The sequence below is a fragment of the Bacillus cereus group sp. Bc061 genome, assembly GCF_027715825.1.
GTDB classification, from domain to species: Bacteria; Bacillota; Bacilli; order Bacillales; family Bacillaceae_G; genus Bacillus_A; species Bacillus_A paranthracis.
On sequence record NZ_JAQFTZ010000002.1, the window covers coordinates 477,504 to 492,905 of the forward strand.

The following is a 15,402-nucleotide window of genomic DNA, read 5'->3' on the forward strand; positions in this document are numbered from 1 at the left end:
TGTTATATTAGTTATTACGTTTTGCAATCAAATCGCAAATAGATAGTAAATATTCATCTTGTAATTGCAAGGAACTAATAGCATCTTTTGCTTTTGCAATCGTTTCTTCTAAAATATTCTTTGCTCTATCTACAGTAAATAACGTCGTATATGTGCTCTTTTCGTTAGAAACATCACTACCAATCGGTTTTCCAATCTCTTCTTCGGTTCCTTCCACATCTAAAATATCATCTCGGATTTGGAAAGCTAGGCCGATATATTTCGCAAACTCAAGTAATTTTTCTTCCTGTTCTTCTGTCGCATCAGACAGTATCGACCCTGCAAGTACAGCGAATTCAAGTAGTTTTCCAGTCTTATGCTTATGAATATACTCTAGCTCATCGATTGTAAGCTGTTTCCCTTCCGCTTCCATATCTGCCACTTGTCCGCCAACCATTCCTTCTGGCCCTGCCGCTTTTGCAAGCTCAAGTACAAGTCTTACTTTTTTCTCAGCAGAGATTTCCTTTTGTTCATATGCCATAATAACTTGAAAAGCATATGTCAACAAACCATCTCCTGCTAAAACTGCCATCGCTTCACCAAATACTTTATGATTTGTGGGCTTCCCTCTTCTTAAATCATCATCATCCATACAAGGTAAATCATCATGAACTAACGAGTATGTATGTATCATTTCAAGAGCACAAGCTGCACCTACACCAAGATTTTTTTCTTTACCAAACGCTTGTAATGTTGCAAATAAAAGTAACGGGCGGAGACGCTTTCCACCCGCTTCCAAAGAATATGCCATCGCTTCACGAAGTACATTTGGACATTGTAATTCATTTGCATAGCTTACAAGCTTCTCTTCTACGAAAGTTTTACTTTCTTTCAAAAAAGTATCAAAAGCAATTGTCACTATGCTTCATCTCCTAAAGCAGTAAACGGTTCAAGCTCTCCATCTTCCCCAAGAATAACTGCCATTTGTTCTTGTACGTTCTTCAACTTCTCATCACAAAGCTTAGATAATTCCATACCCTCTTTAAAATAAGAAATTGCTTCTTCTAAAGGTACGTCACCTTGCTCTAATTTAGAAACGAGGTGCTCAAGTTGCGAAATTGCCTCTTCAAAGCTTAATTTATTTTCCATTATTCAATTCACGCTCCTCTATTCCTGATACGCTACAATCTAATATTCCATCTTGTAATTGAACTGAAACAGCATCTCCAAGGCTAACATCTTTCACACTTTTTAACACTTGCTTCTCTTCATCATATACAAGCCCGTACCCTCTCATCATTACTTTAAGCGGACTTAGCGCTTCAAGTTTTTGAGCAGCTCTTACAAAGGCAAATTCTTTCGTTTGGAGTAACGTTTGCATTTCACGTTGCAATTGCTTTTGCAATGTTTCAACTGCTACCTTTGTTTGCATAATTTTTTGAGATGGGTGGTGCTTCTCTAAATAAAATGAAAGCTGTTTTAACTGATTTACCTTTTTATCAATATAGCGCTCTTTCGCTAACACAAGCTGTTCTAACGCTCTATCCAATTGCTCTTCTTTTTGCTCATATACTTGTCTTGGATAACGGAACGCATAAGATTTTTGCAATACTTGTAGTTTTTCTTCTTTTTTATGTACTAACTCTCTCATTGCTCTTTGCAACCTTAGAGTTCTTTGTAATACCTTTTCTTGTAACTCGATAATATTAGGCGCTGCCAGCTCAGCCGCTGCAGTTGGTGTTGGTGCTCTTAAATCGGCAACAAAATCCGCAATTGTAAAGTCTGTTTCATGGCCTACTGCTGAAATAATAGGAATCTCACTCTTGAAAATAGCTCTTGCAACCATTTCTTCGTTAAACGCCCACAATTCCTCAATAGAACCTCCACCGCGCCCAACGATTAGGACATCTATCCCTTCCATTTCATTCGCTGTACGGATCGCTTGTACAATTGAGGGAGCTGCTGACTCCCCCTGTACAAGTACTGGAAACACAATAACATTTCCAATTGGATAACGACGTTTAATCGTTGTTATAATATCACGAATCGCTGCTCCTGTTGGTGACGTAATCACACCTATTGTTTTCGCATAAGGAGGGATTGTTTTTTTATAAACTTGAGAAAACAATCCTTCTTCCTCTAAACGAACCTTTAATTGTTCGTAAGCTAAATGCAGGTTTCCGACTCCGTCAGGCTGCATGTCTTGAATATAAATTTGATAAGAACCACTCGCCTCGTAAACAGAGATTTTCCCTTTCACGAGTACCTTCATCCCATTTTCAGGTCTGAATTTAATATTACGATTATGACCCGCAAACATAACCGCTGCGATTCTTGCATTTTCATCTTTCAATGTAAAATACATGTGGCCACGGCTATGATTTTTAAAGTTGGAAATTTCACCTTTTAACCAAACAGACTGTAAATGCGGATCATATTCTATTTTTGTTTTTATATAGCGTGTTAACGCTGTAACGGTTAAATATTGTTTCTCCATTTCTCTCTCCTCATAGCCGACTCAAATTATTTACAAACGACACCTGCACGCTTAGCCGATTCAACAGTATTATGAAGAAGCATTGTGATCGTCATTGGACCAACACCCTTTGGCACAGGTGTAATGTAACCTGCAACATCTAGCACGTTGTCAAAGTCAACATCACCACAAAGTTTCCCTGTTTCTAAACGGTTTACACCAACGTCGATTACAACTGCTCCTTCTTTTATATAATCAGCTGTTACCATTTTAGGTCGTCCTACTGCTACGATTAAAATATCAGCTAATTTCGTTAACTCTTTCATATTTTGCGTCTTAGAATGACAGTATGTGACAGTTGCATTTTCATTTAAGAACAATTGTCCCACTGGCTTGCCGACAATATTACTTCTTCCAATTACTACAACATGTTTTCCTGAGATATCAAGATTTGTTTCTTTTACTAACTCTACAATACCATGCGGTGTACATGGAAGGAATGTATCTTGTCCCGTCATCATACGTCCTACGCTGATTGGGTGAAATCCATCTACATCTTTTTCTGGTGAAATTCTTTCAATGATAGCTTTTTCTTCAATATGTTTTGGTAAAGGTAATTGCACTAATATGCCATTAATGCGGTCATCGCCATTTAAGCGATCGATTTCAGCAAGCAAACGCTCCTCCGTAATTGTTTCAGGAAATTCAATTAGCTCTGAATAGATTCCTACTTGTTCACAGCCCTTTTCTTTTCCTTTTACATAAGAACGAGATGCTGGATCTTCTCCAACTAAAATAACTGCTAATCCTGGTACAATCCCTTGCTCTTTCAACTTCACAACTTCTTCTGTTAATTGTGCTCGTTTTTTCTCCGCAACTTCATTTCCTTTGATGATTACTGCTACCATTTTAAGATTCCCCCTTAAAGAAATTACAGTGTATCTTTTATATTAGATAAAACGCCGTTAATAAAACGACGAGATTCCTCATCCCCAAATGTTTTAGCAATTTCAATTGCCTCGTTAATTGTTACGTTGTGTGGAATTTCTTCCATGTATTTCATTTCATACACAGCTACACGTAAAATACTGCGATCAACAATACTAATACGCTCAAGCTTCCACTTTTTTAAATTTTGACGAATCGCTTCATCAATTACTTCTTTATTTTCTACAAAACCTACAACAAGTGATTCTAGAAACTCATTTGTTTCTTCACCTTCATCTAGCGTGTTTTCCACTGCTACTTTCGGTTCTAATTCACCTGTAATATCCATTTGATATAATGCTTGCATAGCTCTTTCTCTAGCCGTCCTACGTTTCATTGTAACTCTCCTTTATGCTTCAAGTCTTTCCTTATGCTTTGTTATATTATTATAATTTATAAGCCGTCAATTCACTTACTCTTACAGTTTTCATTGATTTTCCAACCTTATAATACAATGATAATAACACAATTTATCGTTTCACACACGGGTTACAAGGCTGAAAAATAATAAAAAGATTAACTTCAAGTTCCATATCTTATCACAATGTACGTTTTTTGGTAAAACGAAACATTTTCTTTTTTATTTCTCATTTTTTGAAATAGTATAATAATTAGAGGGTTGTAATTTGTGAAGAAATGAAACGATAAAAAAGATGCCTATGTTACTAGGCACCTTTTTCATTCTTACACTGGTTCGATTTCTGTTTTTTGTGTTTCGAATGTTACGCCAACGATGTGAACATTCACTTCTTTTGGCTCAAGCCCTGTCATTGTAAAGAGTGCTTGGCGAATGTTGTCTTGAATCTTTTGTGCAACAACTGGAATTGCTACGCCAAAATACATTACAACATAAAGGTCAACGATAATATCTTCGTTTGCTAATTCAACCTTTACACCTTTACCATGATTTTTCTTACCTAACTTCTCAACAACATCTGTAGCAAAATTACCACGCATTGCCGCTACGCCTTCTACCTCAGCAGCTGCAATACCTGCGATTACTTCAATTACTTCTGGTGCAATTTCTACTTTACCAAGAGTTGTATCTTGACCCATATCTAACATATGTTCAGCCATGAAAAAAACCTCCTTTAATGTATCACTGCGTCACAAGTTCATGCTCTTCCAAAAATTTCGTATTAAACTCACCTTTTACAAAATCAGGATGATCTAACAATTGCAAATGGAACGGGATTGTTGTATGTACGCCTTCAACGACAAACTCACTGAGTGCACGCTTCATTTTTGCAATTGCCTCTTCACGTGTTTTTCCGTGAACAATTAATTTAGCAACCATCGAATCATAGAAAGGTGGGATTGAATATCCCGGATATACAGCTGAATCGACGCGAATACCAAATCCGCCTGGTGGCAAGTACATTTCTACTTTACCTGGAGATGGCATAAATTTTTTGGCAGGGTTTTCCGCATTAATTCGGCATTCAATTGCCCAACCATTAAATTGTACTTCTTCTTGCTGTAACGATAACTTTTCTCCAGAAGCAACAAGAATTTGTTCTTTAATTAAGTCTACCCCTGTTACCATTTCAGTAACTGGATGCTCAACTTGGATTCTCGTATTCATCTCCATGAAATAAAAGCTTTTCGTTTTATATTCATAAATAAACTCAACCGTACCAGCACCTGTATAATCAACCGCTACCGCCGCTTTAACTGCCGCCTCACCCATCTGCTTACGCACATTTTCATCAAGTGCTGGTGATGGACTTTCTTCTAGTAGTTTTTGCAAGCGGCGCTGAATCGTACAATCACGCTCTCCTAAATGAATGGCATTTCCGTGTGTATCTGCCATTATTTGAATCTCAACATGGCGGAAATCTTCAACGTACTTTTCTAAGTATACACCAGGGTTCCCAAAAGCGGTACTAGCTTCTTGCTGTGTAATTTGAATTCCTTTTACAAGCTCCTCTTCATGACGCGCAACACGAATACCTTTTCCGCCGCCACCTGCAGTCGCTTTAATAATAACAGGATATCCAATTTGATTCGCAAGTTCGATCGCTTCTTCGGTATTTTTAATAATTCCTTGTGAACCTGGTACAATCGGAACCCCTGCTTCTTTCATTGTATCACGAGCAACGTCTTTTGTGCCCATCTTTGAAATAGCTTCTGGACTTGGACCGATAAAAATTAAGTTACACTCACGGCATAACTCTGCAAAATCTGCATTCTCTGCTAAAAATCCGTATCCCGGATGAATTGCATCGCAGCCTGTTAACTTCGCAACACTAATAATGTTCGTCAAATTTAAATAGCTTTCTTTCGAAATCGTTGGTCCTACACAATACGCCTCATCAGCAATTTGTACGTGAAGTGACTCTTTATCTGCTTCTGAATAAATTGCGACTGTTTCAATATCCATTTCTTTACAAGCACGAATAATTCGTACAGCAATTTCCCCACGATTGGCTATTAATACTTTTTTTATCATCACAAAGACTCCCTTATTACGCTTTTACAAGAAATAGCGGTTGTCCATACTCAACAAGCTGTCCGTTATTAACAAGAATCTCAACAATTTCTCCATCTATATCTGCATCGATTTCGTTAAATAACTTCATAGCCTCGACAATACATACGATAGAATCTTTCGATACTCTATCCCCAACACTTACATATGGAGGCGTATCAGGAGAAGAAGAAGAATAGAATGTACCTACCATTGGTGATGTAATTTTATGTAGGTTTTCATTCTGAACAGCTTTTTTCTCTTCTTGTTTTGGCACTTCCACTTGTGCTGCCGCTACTGTCGTTTCAACTTCAACAGGTGCTACTGGTTGCACGGCTTGTTTTGCTACAGGCGCTTGCACCGCAACAACTTCATTGCCACGCTTTTTCATTTTGATTGTCGTACCATCTTTTTTGTATTCAAATTCATCAATATTAGAGCTATCAATTAATTTAATTAATTCACGAACTTCTTGAATTTTAAACATGTAAAATCCACTCCCATACTCTTGTTTGTCCCGTTTTTACAGATTTCTCTTCACTAAAACTAGATTGACTGTAAAAATACGATGTACTCTATTAGAAAATGTATTTCATTTACTAATAGAAATAGTTACTATTTCCATCTTACGATAAATTTTTTAAACATTCCAATTTATATTTCTTTATAATAAATCGAAACTCCTGTAAAAATATTATTCCAATAAAAATTTATTACCTAGTAATAATACCAAGTTTCACACAAAATTGGCAAGACCACTTCCGAAAAAACATTCCTTACTTTTCAAAATACTATAAAGTAAACCTACCATTACCGCTTTACTCGTCACCTCATCTATAGTCAATAACGTATTTTTACCAAATATTATTTTTTTGTTTACACGTCGTTCATTATTCCTTCATATAAGAATAGTATGTTCAAAGTGTAGAAAATATATCGTATCGAGGTGTGGACATATGATATGGCTCATTCTCTTCTTACCTGCCGTAATGGTCTGGGCATTCGTTCTCTTCATCCACGTCAAATCCGGAAAAAGTAATCATCACTACCATGAACCGCTAATCTTTTACTCACAACGTATTTCTCCGTTCCGAGTTGAACATAGTAAAAACAAAGACGAAACAGAAAAAAGCTATCGAAAATGATAGCTTTTTTCTATTATTATTTTTATCTAACTATTTTCAAACAATCCGATTACTAAAAACGAATAATCCGCGGAGGAATTCCCCGCGGATTATTCGTTTTATTTTGTTGGTGGATCAAATTTTACACCTACATCTTTTGATCCGCCTTCACTTCTTACAAGTTGTATAATTTTATTCGCTTCTTTTTGTGAATGTTTTGCTGCTTTTACAGTTACTTTAATGTCAGTTCCATCAGCTCTTACAAGGGCATCTTTATATCCACCTTGAGATTTAATTACTGTCTCAAGTAATTCTTGCTTCGTTTCCATTGTAGTAATTGCATCAAAATTTTCTTTCGCTTTATTCTTTTCTGTTGCTGAAGCTTTTGTTGAACTCATCACTTCTTGTAATTTTGCTTTTTGTTCACTTCGCTGATCTTCCATTTGCATACGTAATGCTGTGAAATTTTCATCACTTGATTGAACTGTTACGTTAGCTTCTTTTTTGCTTGTTTCTTTTGTAGCACTCTCTTTTTTATCTGTTTCTTTGTTTGTTTCTTTATTTGATGTTTCCTTGTTTGTATTTTCTTTTTTAGGCGTTTCTTTAGGTGCTTCGTTTGTTACTGCTTTATCAGTACCTTGTTTTTCTTGTCCAATCTTTTCACCTGTTGCCGGCGATGCTGTATTCATTTTGTCTGGAGTTGTTACGTAATACACAGATAGTACAACAACTAAACTTAACATCGTTAATAGCCAAACCGTTTGTTTTTTTAACACTTTATTTCCTCCCTATCAATTTTTCGGTGAAACTGAAACGCGATGGGCTGGTACATCTAGTAGCCGTATGACAGCTTCTTTTACCATCGCTTTAACTTGTATATTATCCACTCCCTTTGCTACGACAAGAACACCTCGCACTTTCGGTTTCTCTGTTCGTAAAACAACGGGAGTTTCTTTATCCCCTTCACGTATAATGACTGTCTTTTCATCAAGAGACTCATCTTCTACTTCCCTCTTGCCGCCTGTTTTATCTGTTTCACCTGTTGTTTGTGAACGTTTCACTGTATTTTTTTCTAATATTTTTTCCTCTGATGAGTCTAAATTTACATTAATCGTTACATCTTTTACTCCTGCTATTTCTTCTAAGGCTGCTTTTAATTCTTGTTCATACGCTTTTTCATATTTTTCTACATTTGACATATTATCATTATTTTTTTGTCCAAAAGTTGGTACGTCTTTTTCTTGGTTTTGAGTTTTTTGTTCTTTAAATACAGGTACTTCTTCTTTTTTACTTGAAAAGAAACTACTAGAAAACATAAGCAACATTCCAAGTATGAGTAGGACAAGTAAGAACTTAGGTGTTACCTTTTTTCCCTTCTCATTACTTTCTTTTTCATCTCCATTCAATAAGTTTCGAAAAAATGAGAACTTCGAATTTTTATCTTTATTGTCCATTTACTCTACCTGTCCTCCCTTCCATTTGAACTTGGATTTGTTTATTCTCTAGTTGCCACCTGCTTGAAAAGAAGTCTTTCATTTCTCCATTCGTTTCCTCTACTTTTTTCGGTGGTTCTTTCGTATTAATTTCAACTGGTTTTACTGTTTCGATTGCATCATTTTTACTACGTTCTTTTTCTTTCAACGTCACAACAACAGATTGAATATCTTTCGCTGACTTTACTTCCGCTGTGCTTTCCGCTGCGACTATTTGTATTTCAGAGACTGACATACCATACTGTTTCTCAAACTCTTTTCCTACTTCTTTTTTCATTTTGGTAGCCATCTCTTCTAAACTATATGCACGTGTTAGAGCTTGTATTTCTTTTTTCTTCGAATCTATTGAATTTTTTACAGATCCTTCTGCTACGTACTTCTCTTCATTAAAATTTGCGATTACTTCATTTACATCTGTTTGCAATAGTTTAAAAAGGGGCGTTAAAATTAAAACAACTAATAATAGACTTACAACGAATTTAACGTACTTTTGCAAATTGGAATTTGGAAGAATAAGATGAAGCATTGTCGCTAAGAGTAAAAAAACGATAATATTTCTAATCCACTCTGTAACAAATTGCATACCCTTCACCTCCTACCGCATCATAAGTGTAATGTTCCCCGCAGCAATAATAATTGTGATACTTAAAAAGAACATAAACGATACGATAGCTAAGCAAGCAAATACATAAATGATGCTCCGTCCAATGATATCTAAACATTGAATGATTGCTCCGCCGCCAACTGGTTGCAATACTGCCGCTGCGAACTTATAAATAAATGCGATGCAAAAAATTTGAATCGCTGGAAAAGCGACAATTAAACATAGAATGACGAGTCCGATAATTCCGACTGTGTTTTTTAATAATCCCGACGCACTAATAACTGTATCCGCCGCCTCTGTAAACATTCTTCCTACTACGGGAATAAAGTTTCCTGTTACAAATTTAGCTGTTTTCACAGCGATTCCATCCGCAACAGCTGTCGCTGTTCCTTGTACAGATAATACGCCTAAAAAAATCGTTAAAAAGATACCGATAATCCCGACGCTAACGTTTTGCAGAAGCTTGGACAATTTCGTAACTTTATATTGATCACTCATCGTACTTACAATACTTAATATCGTTGCAAGTAATAAAAGTGGTAGAACGATATAATTCATCAAAAGCCCACTCGTATTCATTAAGAAGATGATAATCGGATGAAAAAACGATACGGATACAACGCCACCACCTGTCGCTATGAGTGCAAGCAAGATAGGTAATAACGCTAATATGAAATCTACCATTGTTTGTATCGTTTCTCTTGCATATGTCATAACGACATAAAAGCTATTTAAAGCGAAAATAATTAGCACCATATATACAACTGCATCGGCTATTTTACTTACGCTACTCTTTGAAAATGCAGATTGCAGTGATTGCAACAATGCACTAAAAATTGTGAGCATAATGAGCGTTCCGAGTAGTTTCCCATTTGCAACAAGTTCGTGAAATAAGTACTTTAATAAACCTAGCATCCACTCTTTTATAGAGATTTCTTTTTCTCCCTTTACAAACTCCATAAAGCTACCTTTTTGACTCTCTGGTAAGTAACCTCCATATTTTGTAACAAGCCCGTCCCAAAATTGCTTCACATCTTCAATTCCGAGCTTATCCAATTGTTGATCAACGACGTTTGTCTCTACAGGAGAAGCTTGTACAACAACCGGTAAAGAAAAGAAAAGGAAGCAAGCAAATAGCAGCTTAGCTCCAAACCCCCTCAACATTCACTCCCCCTTATCCCGTCGGTAAAAATCCGAGAATAGTTTCAATTACAACCGTCAAAATAGGGATCGCCATAACGAGAATTAAAATCTTTCCAGCTAATTCAATTTTCGAAGCGATTGCCCCCTGTCCTGCATCCTTTGTAATTTGCGCTCCAAACTCAGCGATATAAGCAATCCCAATAATTTTTAGCAACGTTTCTACATATACGTTGCTAACTTTCGCTTCACTCGCTACTCTCTCAATCATTTGTAAAATAGCGTGAATTTGATCGATTAAAAGAAGGAACATTACGCTACCTACGAACACAATAAATAATGACGTAATGCTAGATTTATGCTGATTCAATACAGCCGCTAAAAACGTAGCAACGAGGCCTAATCCGACAATTTGTATAATTTCGATTCGAACCGCCCCCTTTACTGGAAGAGAAAGACACTTTTAATCTTGTCGAATAGTGTATTAATTAAAAATGCGACATGAAATAAAATAACGACAAAACCGACGAGGATAACCCAATTTGCAATATCCTCACGCTTTAATTCTTTTAGTACAGTATGAATGAAAGCTAAAACAATGCCGATTCCGGCGATTTGAAATATTAATCCAACATCAATGGACATCGCCTTTCTCCCCCCTATAGCAGTAAAATTACAATAAGTAGCCCCGCTAGTACTCCTAAGCTCTTAATCATCTTTTCATATTGCAGCTGTAATACTTTCGCTTCTTCTTCTTCTCTCTCTAAATGTGTAATACATAACCGAATATGTTTTTGTTGTGATTCACGATCATGTTGTCCGAGCGTTTCACCAAATTGCTGCAAAATCTCATACTCAGTTTGTTGAAATGCTGTTAGCTTCCAATTTTCTTTCAAACTATCTATCCAAGCTTCTCTAACTGTTTGTTCTCCACTTTCTAGCCTGCTAGCGAAACTTTGAAATATCCAATTTAACGGCTTCGGCATTTGTTTCACTAATCGCTCAGCAGCTTCAGACAACGGTGTATGCCCATACATAATTTCTGCCTCTAATGATTGCAGTGCCGCTTTTAATAATCTAAGTTGCCTCGGTCTCTCACTATATCTTTTGGCGTATGAAAACCCGAAAAAGGTGCTGACCGCAACGATTAACACTGCACCAAATATTTTCACCATACGCCCTCAGCCTTTCTATGAGGTAATACCGATTTTCCATTCTTATCTTTCACTTGCATAACTGTTCCTGGCCCTCTTGCTTTTGACAATTCCACAAACCTATCAAAAATGCCGAGCTCTAGCACTGCCTTTAATGATGGGCGTTTCACAACATCATCATAGGAAAATCCATGTGCACTTATAAAAAGCTGAACCCCTGCATGTACAGCCTCCATAATTGCTTCACTATCTTCTTTACGACCAATTTCATCCACAATTAATATATCTGGGCTCATAGAACGGATCATCATCATCATTCCTTCAGCTTTTGGACATGCATCTAACACATCTACTCGTGTGCCAAAGTCATATTGCGGGATACCTTTCACACAGCCAGCAATTTCTGACCGTTCATCAACAATCCCGACTTTACAAGAAGGAATTTTCGAAGTACTTACACCTTGACTCATGCAACGCGCTACATCTCTTAAAAGTGTTGTTTTTCCCGTTTGTGGCGGGCCAATTACCATCGTGTTTAACCATCGTGATTCATACAAATACGGTAAAAGTGGTTCAGCAATGCCTATTTTTTGACGAGCAATACGAATATTAAAAGAAGAGACATCTCGAATCATTTTCACTGTGCTTTTTTCTGTAATAACTTTTCCTGCTAAGCCTATTCTATGCCCACCTCGGAGTGTCACATACCCACGCTTTAATTCTTCTTCCATTGTATAAATTGAGAAGTGGCTTAACTTATTCAATAAGTAAATAGCATCCTCTGCTGTAACGATATAGTCATAAAAAAACACTTCACCTTGAGCAATACACTCTAGCGGTCTTCCAATTCGAACACGGATTTCCTCTAGAGCATCGTACTGCTTACAATTTTCCACTAACTGCTTCATCGTTTTTGGTAAAACTTCTAATACTTCTTTCATCAGCTTCGCCCCACTATACTCGACTTACTTATTTCAACAACGCGATAAAAATGCAGCCAATTCCAAGCGCTAGAAAAAAGAGTTTCAAGAAAGAGATCTCACTTGCCACACTCGCTATGCCTATTGTCATTGTTAAAATTAATACGGTCGGTCCAACAAACGCCAACATACCATTTATAAACAATGCTTTCTTCGCATCATTCACATAAAGCATAAGCAAAGCGGCGAATATTTCCGCGCTACCTGAAAACAACCGAAGTAGCCCCATTACAAGCACAGATGTTTCCATTGCCGCTAGCCACTGTTTCATTCTCCCACCTTCTCCCATAACGGTTACTAGTGCATGTGCTAAAAAAGAATATATTTGTACAACCATATGCAGAGGTTGTCTATTTCAGAATTAAAAACATAATTTTTATCTACCGCCTATAATAATTTGAATATTCTTAATAATAATGGTATTTTATGGTATATTTATTGAAAAGGAGGGAAAATGATGCAACGAGTTACTTTACTACCACTCGATTTCCGTTATGCAAATGCGATTTTCAAGCTATCAAGTGATCCACATGTAAAAAACGCATTAGGAATAAAAGTAGAAACAATCGAAGACACGAAAGCATTCCTTCTTTTCGCCATAGAAGAAGAACACCAAAAGAAGTCTTTATCGAGAGTGATTGTAAATGCAGAGAATGAAATAATTGGTCTCACCACACTTAAACATATTAATTATGAGAAGAAACAATCTCACATTGGCAGCTGGCTCGGCTATCCATACTGGGGAAAAGGATATAATGAGGCTGCAAAAAAAGAAATTTTTAAGATTGCTTTTTTAGACTTACAACTTTCCTATGTATTTGCTGGTGCTAAAACGAATAATATTCGCTCTTTAAAAGCACAAGAAAAACTACCTTATATTTCATTGCATGTGGAAAACAAATTTCCAGACGAACACGCTGCACTAGAGAAAGAAGTAAGGTCACCTTGCTCTCTGCACGTCGTGTCACGTGAAAAATTTTTAAACTGGTTGGAATTACAGAATGAGGAGGAAAAATATGAAGAGATTAAAAATTAGTTTAACAATCGTAGTAGAAGTAACTCTTATTTATCTTTTTTCATCATTGGTCGGCTGGTCATTCATGGAAGCCTTTTTCCTTGGTAGTTTAGCGATATTCGGGGCAATTTGGCTCGTTGCTTTAAATATAAGCCAAAATAACAACATTGATCACACTATATATAAAACAGGTACAGTAAAACCTTTTCAAATGACATGGGGTCCTTACACAACAGGTGCTGCTAGTCTTACAGCTTTCAGTTTTATAATAACTACTATTTATTATTTGCCCTATTTTCTATAAAAAAAGCACTCGTGATAATCACGAGTGCTTTTCTACTATGCACGAGAAACGTATTTACCTTCACCAGTGTTGATGATAAGTGTTTCGCCTTCGTTAATGAAGATTGGTACTTGTACAACAAGGCCAGTTTCTAATGTAGCTGGTTTTGTTACGTTAGAAGCAGTATCACCTTTAATACCTGGCTCTGTTTCTGTAACTTGTAATTCAACTGTGTTTGGAAGTTCAACACCAAGTACTTCGCCTTGGTAAGTCATAATAGATACTTCCATGTTTTCTTTTAGGAATTTAAGCTCGCGCTCGATTTGTTTTTCACCAAGTTCGATTTGCTCATAAGTTCCGTTATCCATAAATACGTGAGACTCACCGCTTGCGTATAAGTATTGCATACGACGGTTTTCGATGTGTGCTTTTTCTACTTTCTCACCAGCACGGAATGTTTTCTCTTGAACAGAACCTGTGCGAAGGTTACGTAGTTTAGAACGAACGAATGCAGCACCTTTACCTGGCTTTACGTGTTGGAAATCAAGTACTTGCCAAAGGCCATTATCCACTGCAATTGTTAAACCTGTACGAAAATCGTTTACTGAAATCATGTAAAAAAATCCTCCTGTGTATTACAAAATAATAAGTTCTTTTGGTGATTTCGTAATTACTTCATTACCTTCACTTGTCACAATGATATCATCTTCAATACGTACGCCGCCAATACCTGGAATATAAATACCTGGCTCTACTGTTACAGCCATACCTGGTTCAAGTACTGTATCAGAACGGAATGCTAAACCTGGTGCTTCATGGATTTCAAGACCGATTCCATGACCAGTAGAATGTCCGAAGTATTCACCGTATCCTTTTTCCGTTATGTAATCACGCGTTAACGCATCCGCTTCACGGCCAGTTAAACCAGCTTTAATACCGTTCACACCACGTAATTGTGCTTCTAAAACGATATTATAAATTTCTTTCAATTTATCAGATGGTTCACCAACTGCAATCGTACGAGTAATATCAGAGCAATATCCTTTGTAATAAGCGCCGAAGTCTAATGTAACGAAATCTCCTGTTTCTATCACTTTTTCAGATGCCACGCCGTGCGGTAATGCCGAACGAAGACCTGAAGCAACGATAATATCAAACGAAGAAGATGTTGCTCCTTGTTTTCTCATGAAAAATTCAAGTTCATTTGACACTTCAATTTCAGATACTCCCGGGCGAATGAATGATAGAATATGTTCAAAGGCAGCATCTGCAATCTGTGCAGCTTCCTTTAATATCTTAATCTCTGAATCAGTCTTTATCAAGCGTAACTTTTCTACAAGCCCAGAAGTTGGGATAAATTCAGCATCGATCGCTTCTTTATGAGCTGAATAAGAACTATATGTAAGAGTATCTTGCTCAAAGCCAAGCTTTTGAATTCCTAATTCTTTCACTTGCTTTGCAACTTCATCGATAATTAATCCCGCATGCTGTACAATCTCGTATCCAACCGCTTGTTTAGTAGCTTGCTCTACGTAACGGAAATCTGTAATAAATTGAGCGCGGTTTTTCGAAATGAGTACAACACCAGCTGTTCCTGTGAAGTTAGCCATATATCTACGACTATGTTCATTTGTTAATAAAATACCGTCAATACCAACCTCATCAAATGCACTTCTTAATCTTTCGATTTTCTCCAT

22 protein-coding genes are annotated in these 15,402 nt (G+C 36.8%); 3 read left to right on the forward strand and 19 right to left on the reverse strand.

Annotated features, from left to right (window positions below):
* Positions 1–7 precede the first annotated feature (7 nt).
* From ispA to accB, 8 genes are all read right to left on the reverse strand, one after another.
* Positions 8–898: a (2E,6E)-farnesyl diphosphate synthase gene (gene ispA, locus PDQ40_RS11760; RefSeq protein WP_000150361.1), complete on the reverse strand. Its 891-nt coding sequence runs from the start codon at positions 896–898 to the stop codon at positions 8–10.
* Entirely contained in the window at positions 898–1,128 is a 231-nt protein-coding gene (gene xseB, locus PDQ40_RS11765) for an exodeoxyribonuclease VII small subunit (protein WP_000428423.1), read from the reverse strand. The genes ispA and xseB overlap by 1 nt, the downstream gene beginning before the upstream one ends.
* Positions 1,118–2,476 carry an exodeoxyribonuclease VII large subunit gene (gene xseA, locus PDQ40_RS11770; protein ID WP_000415266.1) on the reverse strand — a complete coding sequence of 453 codons (1,359 nt, stop codon included), beginning with the start codon at positions 2,474–2,476 and terminating at the stop codon, positions 1,118–1,120. The genes xseB and xseA overlap by 11 nt, the downstream gene beginning before the upstream one ends.
* A gap of 26 nt (positions 2,477–2,502) precedes the next feature.
* Positions 2,503–3,363 carry a bifunctional methylenetetrahydrofolate dehydrogenase/methenyltetrahydrofolate cyclohydrolase FolD gene (gene folD, locus PDQ40_RS11775; protein WP_000226726.1) on the reverse strand — a complete coding sequence of 287 codons (861 nt, stop codon included), beginning with the start codon at positions 3,361–3,363 and terminating at the stop codon, positions 2,503–2,505.
* Between the two features lie 23 nt (positions 3,364–3,386).
* Positions 3,387–3,779 (reverse strand): N utilization substance protein NusB, encoded by a 393-nt coding sequence (gene nusB / locus PDQ40_RS11780; RefSeq protein ID WP_000830249.1) that lies wholly within the window; start codon positions 3,777–3,779, stop codon positions 3,387–3,389.
* Between the two features lie 347 nt (positions 3,780–4,126).
* Positions 4,127–4,519 carry an Asp23/Gls24 family envelope stress response protein gene (locus PDQ40_RS11785; protein ID WP_000807630.1) on the reverse strand — a complete coding sequence of 131 codons (393 nt, stop codon included), beginning with the start codon at positions 4,517–4,519 and terminating at the stop codon, positions 4,127–4,129.
* Between the two features lie 22 nt (positions 4,520–4,541).
* Complete coding sequence (gene accC / locus PDQ40_RS11790; RefSeq protein WP_000592876.1) at positions 4,542–5,894, reverse strand: acetyl-CoA carboxylase biotin carboxylase subunit; 1,353 nt, start codon at positions 5,892–5,894, stop codon at positions 4,542–4,544.
* Positions 5,895–5,910: 16 nt separating this feature from the next.
* The gene (accB, locus tag PDQ40_RS11795; protein WP_061132213.1) at positions 5,911–6,399 is read right to left on the reverse strand and encodes an acetyl-CoA carboxylase biotin carboxyl carrier protein; all 489 of its coding nucleotides are present in this window, start codon (positions 6,397–6,399) and stop codon (positions 5,911–5,913) included.
* Between the two features lie 469 nt (positions 6,400–6,868).
* Between accB and PDQ40_RS11800 the strand changes: the two genes are divergently transcribed.
* Complete coding sequence (locus tag PDQ40_RS11800) at positions 6,869–7,057, forward strand: hypothetical protein (protein ID WP_002081027.1); 189 nt, start codon at positions 6,869–6,871, stop codon at positions 7,055–7,057.
* 98 nt (positions 7,058–7,155) lie between these two features.
* On the opposite strand, the gene PDQ40_RS11805 is transcribed toward PDQ40_RS11800, so the two are convergent.
* From PDQ40_RS11805 to PDQ40_RS11845, 9 genes are read right to left on the reverse strand one after another with little or no spacing between them, the layout of a single operon-like run.
* Positions 7,156–7,812, reverse strand: a complete 657-nt coding sequence (locus PDQ40_RS11805; RefSeq protein WP_000914701.1) for a SpoIIIAH-like family protein — start codon at positions 7,810–7,812, stop codon at positions 7,156–7,158.
* Between the two features lie 15 nt (positions 7,813–7,827).
* Positions 7,828–8,490 (reverse strand): stage III sporulation protein AG, encoded by a 663-nt coding sequence (gene spoIIIAG / locus PDQ40_RS11810; protein ID WP_000368876.1) that lies wholly within the window; start codon positions 8,488–8,490, stop codon positions 7,828–7,830.
* Positions 8,480–9,112 (reverse strand): stage III sporulation protein AF, encoded by a 633-nt coding sequence (spoIIIAF, locus tag PDQ40_RS11815; protein ID WP_001161050.1) that lies wholly within the window; start codon positions 9,110–9,112, stop codon positions 8,480–8,482. Before spoIIIAF ends, spoIIIAG begins: the two co-directional genes overlap by 11 nt.
* A 12-nt stretch (positions 9,113–9,124) precedes the next feature.
* Positions 9,125–10,297 carry a stage III sporulation protein AE gene (gene spoIIIAE, locus PDQ40_RS11820; protein ID WP_000943695.1) on the reverse strand — a complete coding sequence of 391 codons (1,173 nt, stop codon included), beginning with the start codon at positions 10,295–10,297 and terminating at the stop codon, positions 9,125–9,127.
* A 10-nt stretch (positions 10,298–10,307) separates the two neighbouring features.
* Positions 10,308–10,691 (reverse strand): stage III sporulation protein AD, encoded by a 384-nt coding sequence (gene spoIIIAD, locus PDQ40_RS11825; RefSeq protein ID WP_077317075.1) that lies wholly within the window; start codon positions 10,689–10,691, stop codon positions 10,308–10,310.
* 23 nt (positions 10,692–10,714) lie between these two features.
* A complete protein-coding gene (gene spoIIIAC / locus PDQ40_RS11830; RefSeq protein ID WP_000020914.1) occupies positions 10,715–10,918 on the reverse strand; it encodes a stage III sporulation protein AC in 204 nt (67 codons plus the stop codon).
* A 14-nt stretch (positions 10,919–10,932) separates the two neighbouring features.
* The gene (gene spoIIIAB / locus PDQ40_RS11835; RefSeq protein WP_240813977.1) at positions 10,933–11,448 is read right to left on the reverse strand and encodes a stage III sporulation protein SpoIIIAB; all 516 of its coding nucleotides are present in this window, start codon (positions 11,446–11,448) and stop codon (positions 10,933–10,935) included.
* Entirely contained in the window at positions 11,442–12,368 is a 927-nt protein-coding gene (gene spoIIIAA, locus PDQ40_RS11840; protein ID WP_095843135.1) for a stage III sporulation protein AA, read from the reverse strand. Before spoIIIAA ends, spoIIIAB begins: the two co-directional genes overlap by 7 nt.
* A 28-nt stretch (positions 12,369–12,396) precedes the next feature.
* A complete protein-coding gene (locus tag PDQ40_RS11845) occupies positions 12,397–12,678 on the reverse strand; it encodes a YqhV family protein (RefSeq protein WP_000816054.1) in 282 nt (93 codons plus the stop codon).
* Positions 12,679–12,864: 186 nt separating this feature from the next.
* Between PDQ40_RS11845 and PDQ40_RS11850 the strand changes: the two genes are divergently transcribed.
* Positions 12,865–13,443 (forward strand): GNAT family N-acetyltransferase, encoded by a 579-nt coding sequence (locus PDQ40_RS11850; RefSeq protein ID WP_001190070.1) that lies wholly within the window; start codon positions 12,865–12,867, stop codon positions 13,441–13,443.
* A complete protein-coding gene (locus tag PDQ40_RS11855) occupies positions 13,424–13,726 on the forward strand; it encodes a hypothetical protein (protein WP_000825746.1) in 303 nt (100 codons plus the stop codon). Before PDQ40_RS11850 ends, PDQ40_RS11855 begins: the two co-directional genes overlap by 20 nt.
* Positions 13,727–13,761: 35 nt before the next feature.
* On the opposite strand, the gene efp is transcribed toward PDQ40_RS11855, so the two are convergent.
* Positions 13,762–14,319, reverse strand: coding sequence for an elongation factor P (gene efp, locus PDQ40_RS11860; protein ID WP_000626512.1), 558 nt, complete (start codon positions 14,317–14,319; stop codon positions 13,762–13,764).
* 21 nt (positions 14,320–14,340) lie between these two features.
* Complete coding sequence (gene pepQ / locus PDQ40_RS11865) at positions 14,341–15,402, reverse strand: Xaa-Pro dipeptidase (RefSeq protein ID WP_270691425.1); 1,062 nt, start codon at positions 15,400–15,402, stop codon at positions 14,341–14,343.

What these genes read in the sequence shown, in the direction of transcription:
- pepQ (WP_270691425.1), bottom strand. Translation starts at nt 15,402, where the DNA reads ATGGAGAAAATCGAAAGATTAAGAAGTGCATTTGATGAGGTTGGTATT.
- spoIIIAE (WP_000943695.1), bottom strand. Translation starts at nt 10,297, where the DNA reads ATGTTGAGGGGGTTTGGAGCTAAGCTGCTATTTGCTTGCTTCCTTTTC.
- spoIIIAC (WP_000020914.1), bottom strand. Translation starts at nt 10,918, where the DNA reads ATGTCCATTGATGTTGGATTAATATTTCAAATCGCCGGAATCGGCATT.
- xseA (WP_000415266.1), bottom strand. Translation starts at nt 2,476, where the DNA reads ATGGAGAAACAATATTTAACCGTTACAGCGTTAACACGCTATATAAAA.
- spoIIIAB (WP_240813977.1), bottom strand. Translation starts at nt 11,448, where the DNA reads ATGGTGAAAATATTTGGTGCAGTGTTAATCGTTGCGGTCAGCACCTTT.
- spoIIIAA (WP_095843135.1), bottom strand. Translation starts at nt 12,368, where the DNA reads ATGAAAGAAGTATTAGAAGTTTTACCAAAAACGATGAAGCAGTTAGTG.
- accB (WP_061132213.1), bottom strand. Translation starts at nt 6,399, where the DNA reads ATGTTTAAAATTCAAGAAGTTCGTGAATTAATTAAATTAATTGATAGC.
- nusB (WP_000830249.1), bottom strand. Translation starts at nt 3,779, where the DNA reads ATGAAACGTAGGACGGCTAGAGAAAGAGCTATGCAAGCATTATATCAA.
- PDQ40_RS11785 (WP_000807630.1), bottom strand. Translation starts at nt 4,519, where the DNA reads ATGGCTGAACATATGTTAGATATGGGTCAAGATACAACTCTTGGTAAA.
- efp (WP_000626512.1), bottom strand. Translation starts at nt 14,319, where the DNA reads ATGATTTCAGTAAACGATTTTCGTACAGGTTTAACAATTGCAGTGGAT.
- PDQ40_RS11845 (WP_000816054.1), bottom strand. Translation starts at nt 12,678, where the DNA reads ATGAAACAGTGGCTAGCGGCAATGGAAACATCTGTGCTTGTAATGGGG.
- spoIIIAF (WP_001161050.1), bottom strand. Translation starts at nt 9,112, where the DNA reads ATGCAATTTGTTACAGAGTGGATTAGAAATATTATCGTTTTTTTACTC.
- spoIIIAG (WP_000368876.1), bottom strand. Translation starts at nt 8,490, where the DNA reads ATGGACAATAAAGATAAAAATTCGAAGTTCTCATTTTTTCGAAACTTA.
- PDQ40_RS11800 (WP_002081027.1), top strand. Translation starts at nt 6,869, where the DNA reads ATGATATGGCTCATTCTCTTCTTACCTGCCGTAATGGTCTGGGCATTC.
- xseB (WP_000428423.1), bottom strand. Translation starts at nt 1,128, where the DNA reads ATGGAAAATAAATTAAGCTTTGAAGAGGCAATTTCGCAACTTGAGCAC.
- accC (WP_000592876.1), bottom strand. Translation starts at nt 5,894, where the DNA reads ATGATAAAAAAAGTATTAATAGCCAATCGTGGGGAAATTGCTGTACGA.
- PDQ40_RS11855 (WP_000825746.1), top strand. Translation starts at nt 13,424, where the DNA reads ATGAAGAGATTAAAAATTAGTTTAACAATCGTAGTAGAAGTAACTCTT.
- folD (WP_000226726.1), bottom strand. Translation starts at nt 3,363, where the DNA reads ATGGTAGCAGTAATCATCAAAGGAAATGAAGTTGCGGAGAAAAAACGA.
- PDQ40_RS11850 (WP_001190070.1), top strand. Translation starts at nt 12,865, where the DNA reads ATGCAACGAGTTACTTTACTACCACTCGATTTCCGTTATGCAAATGCG.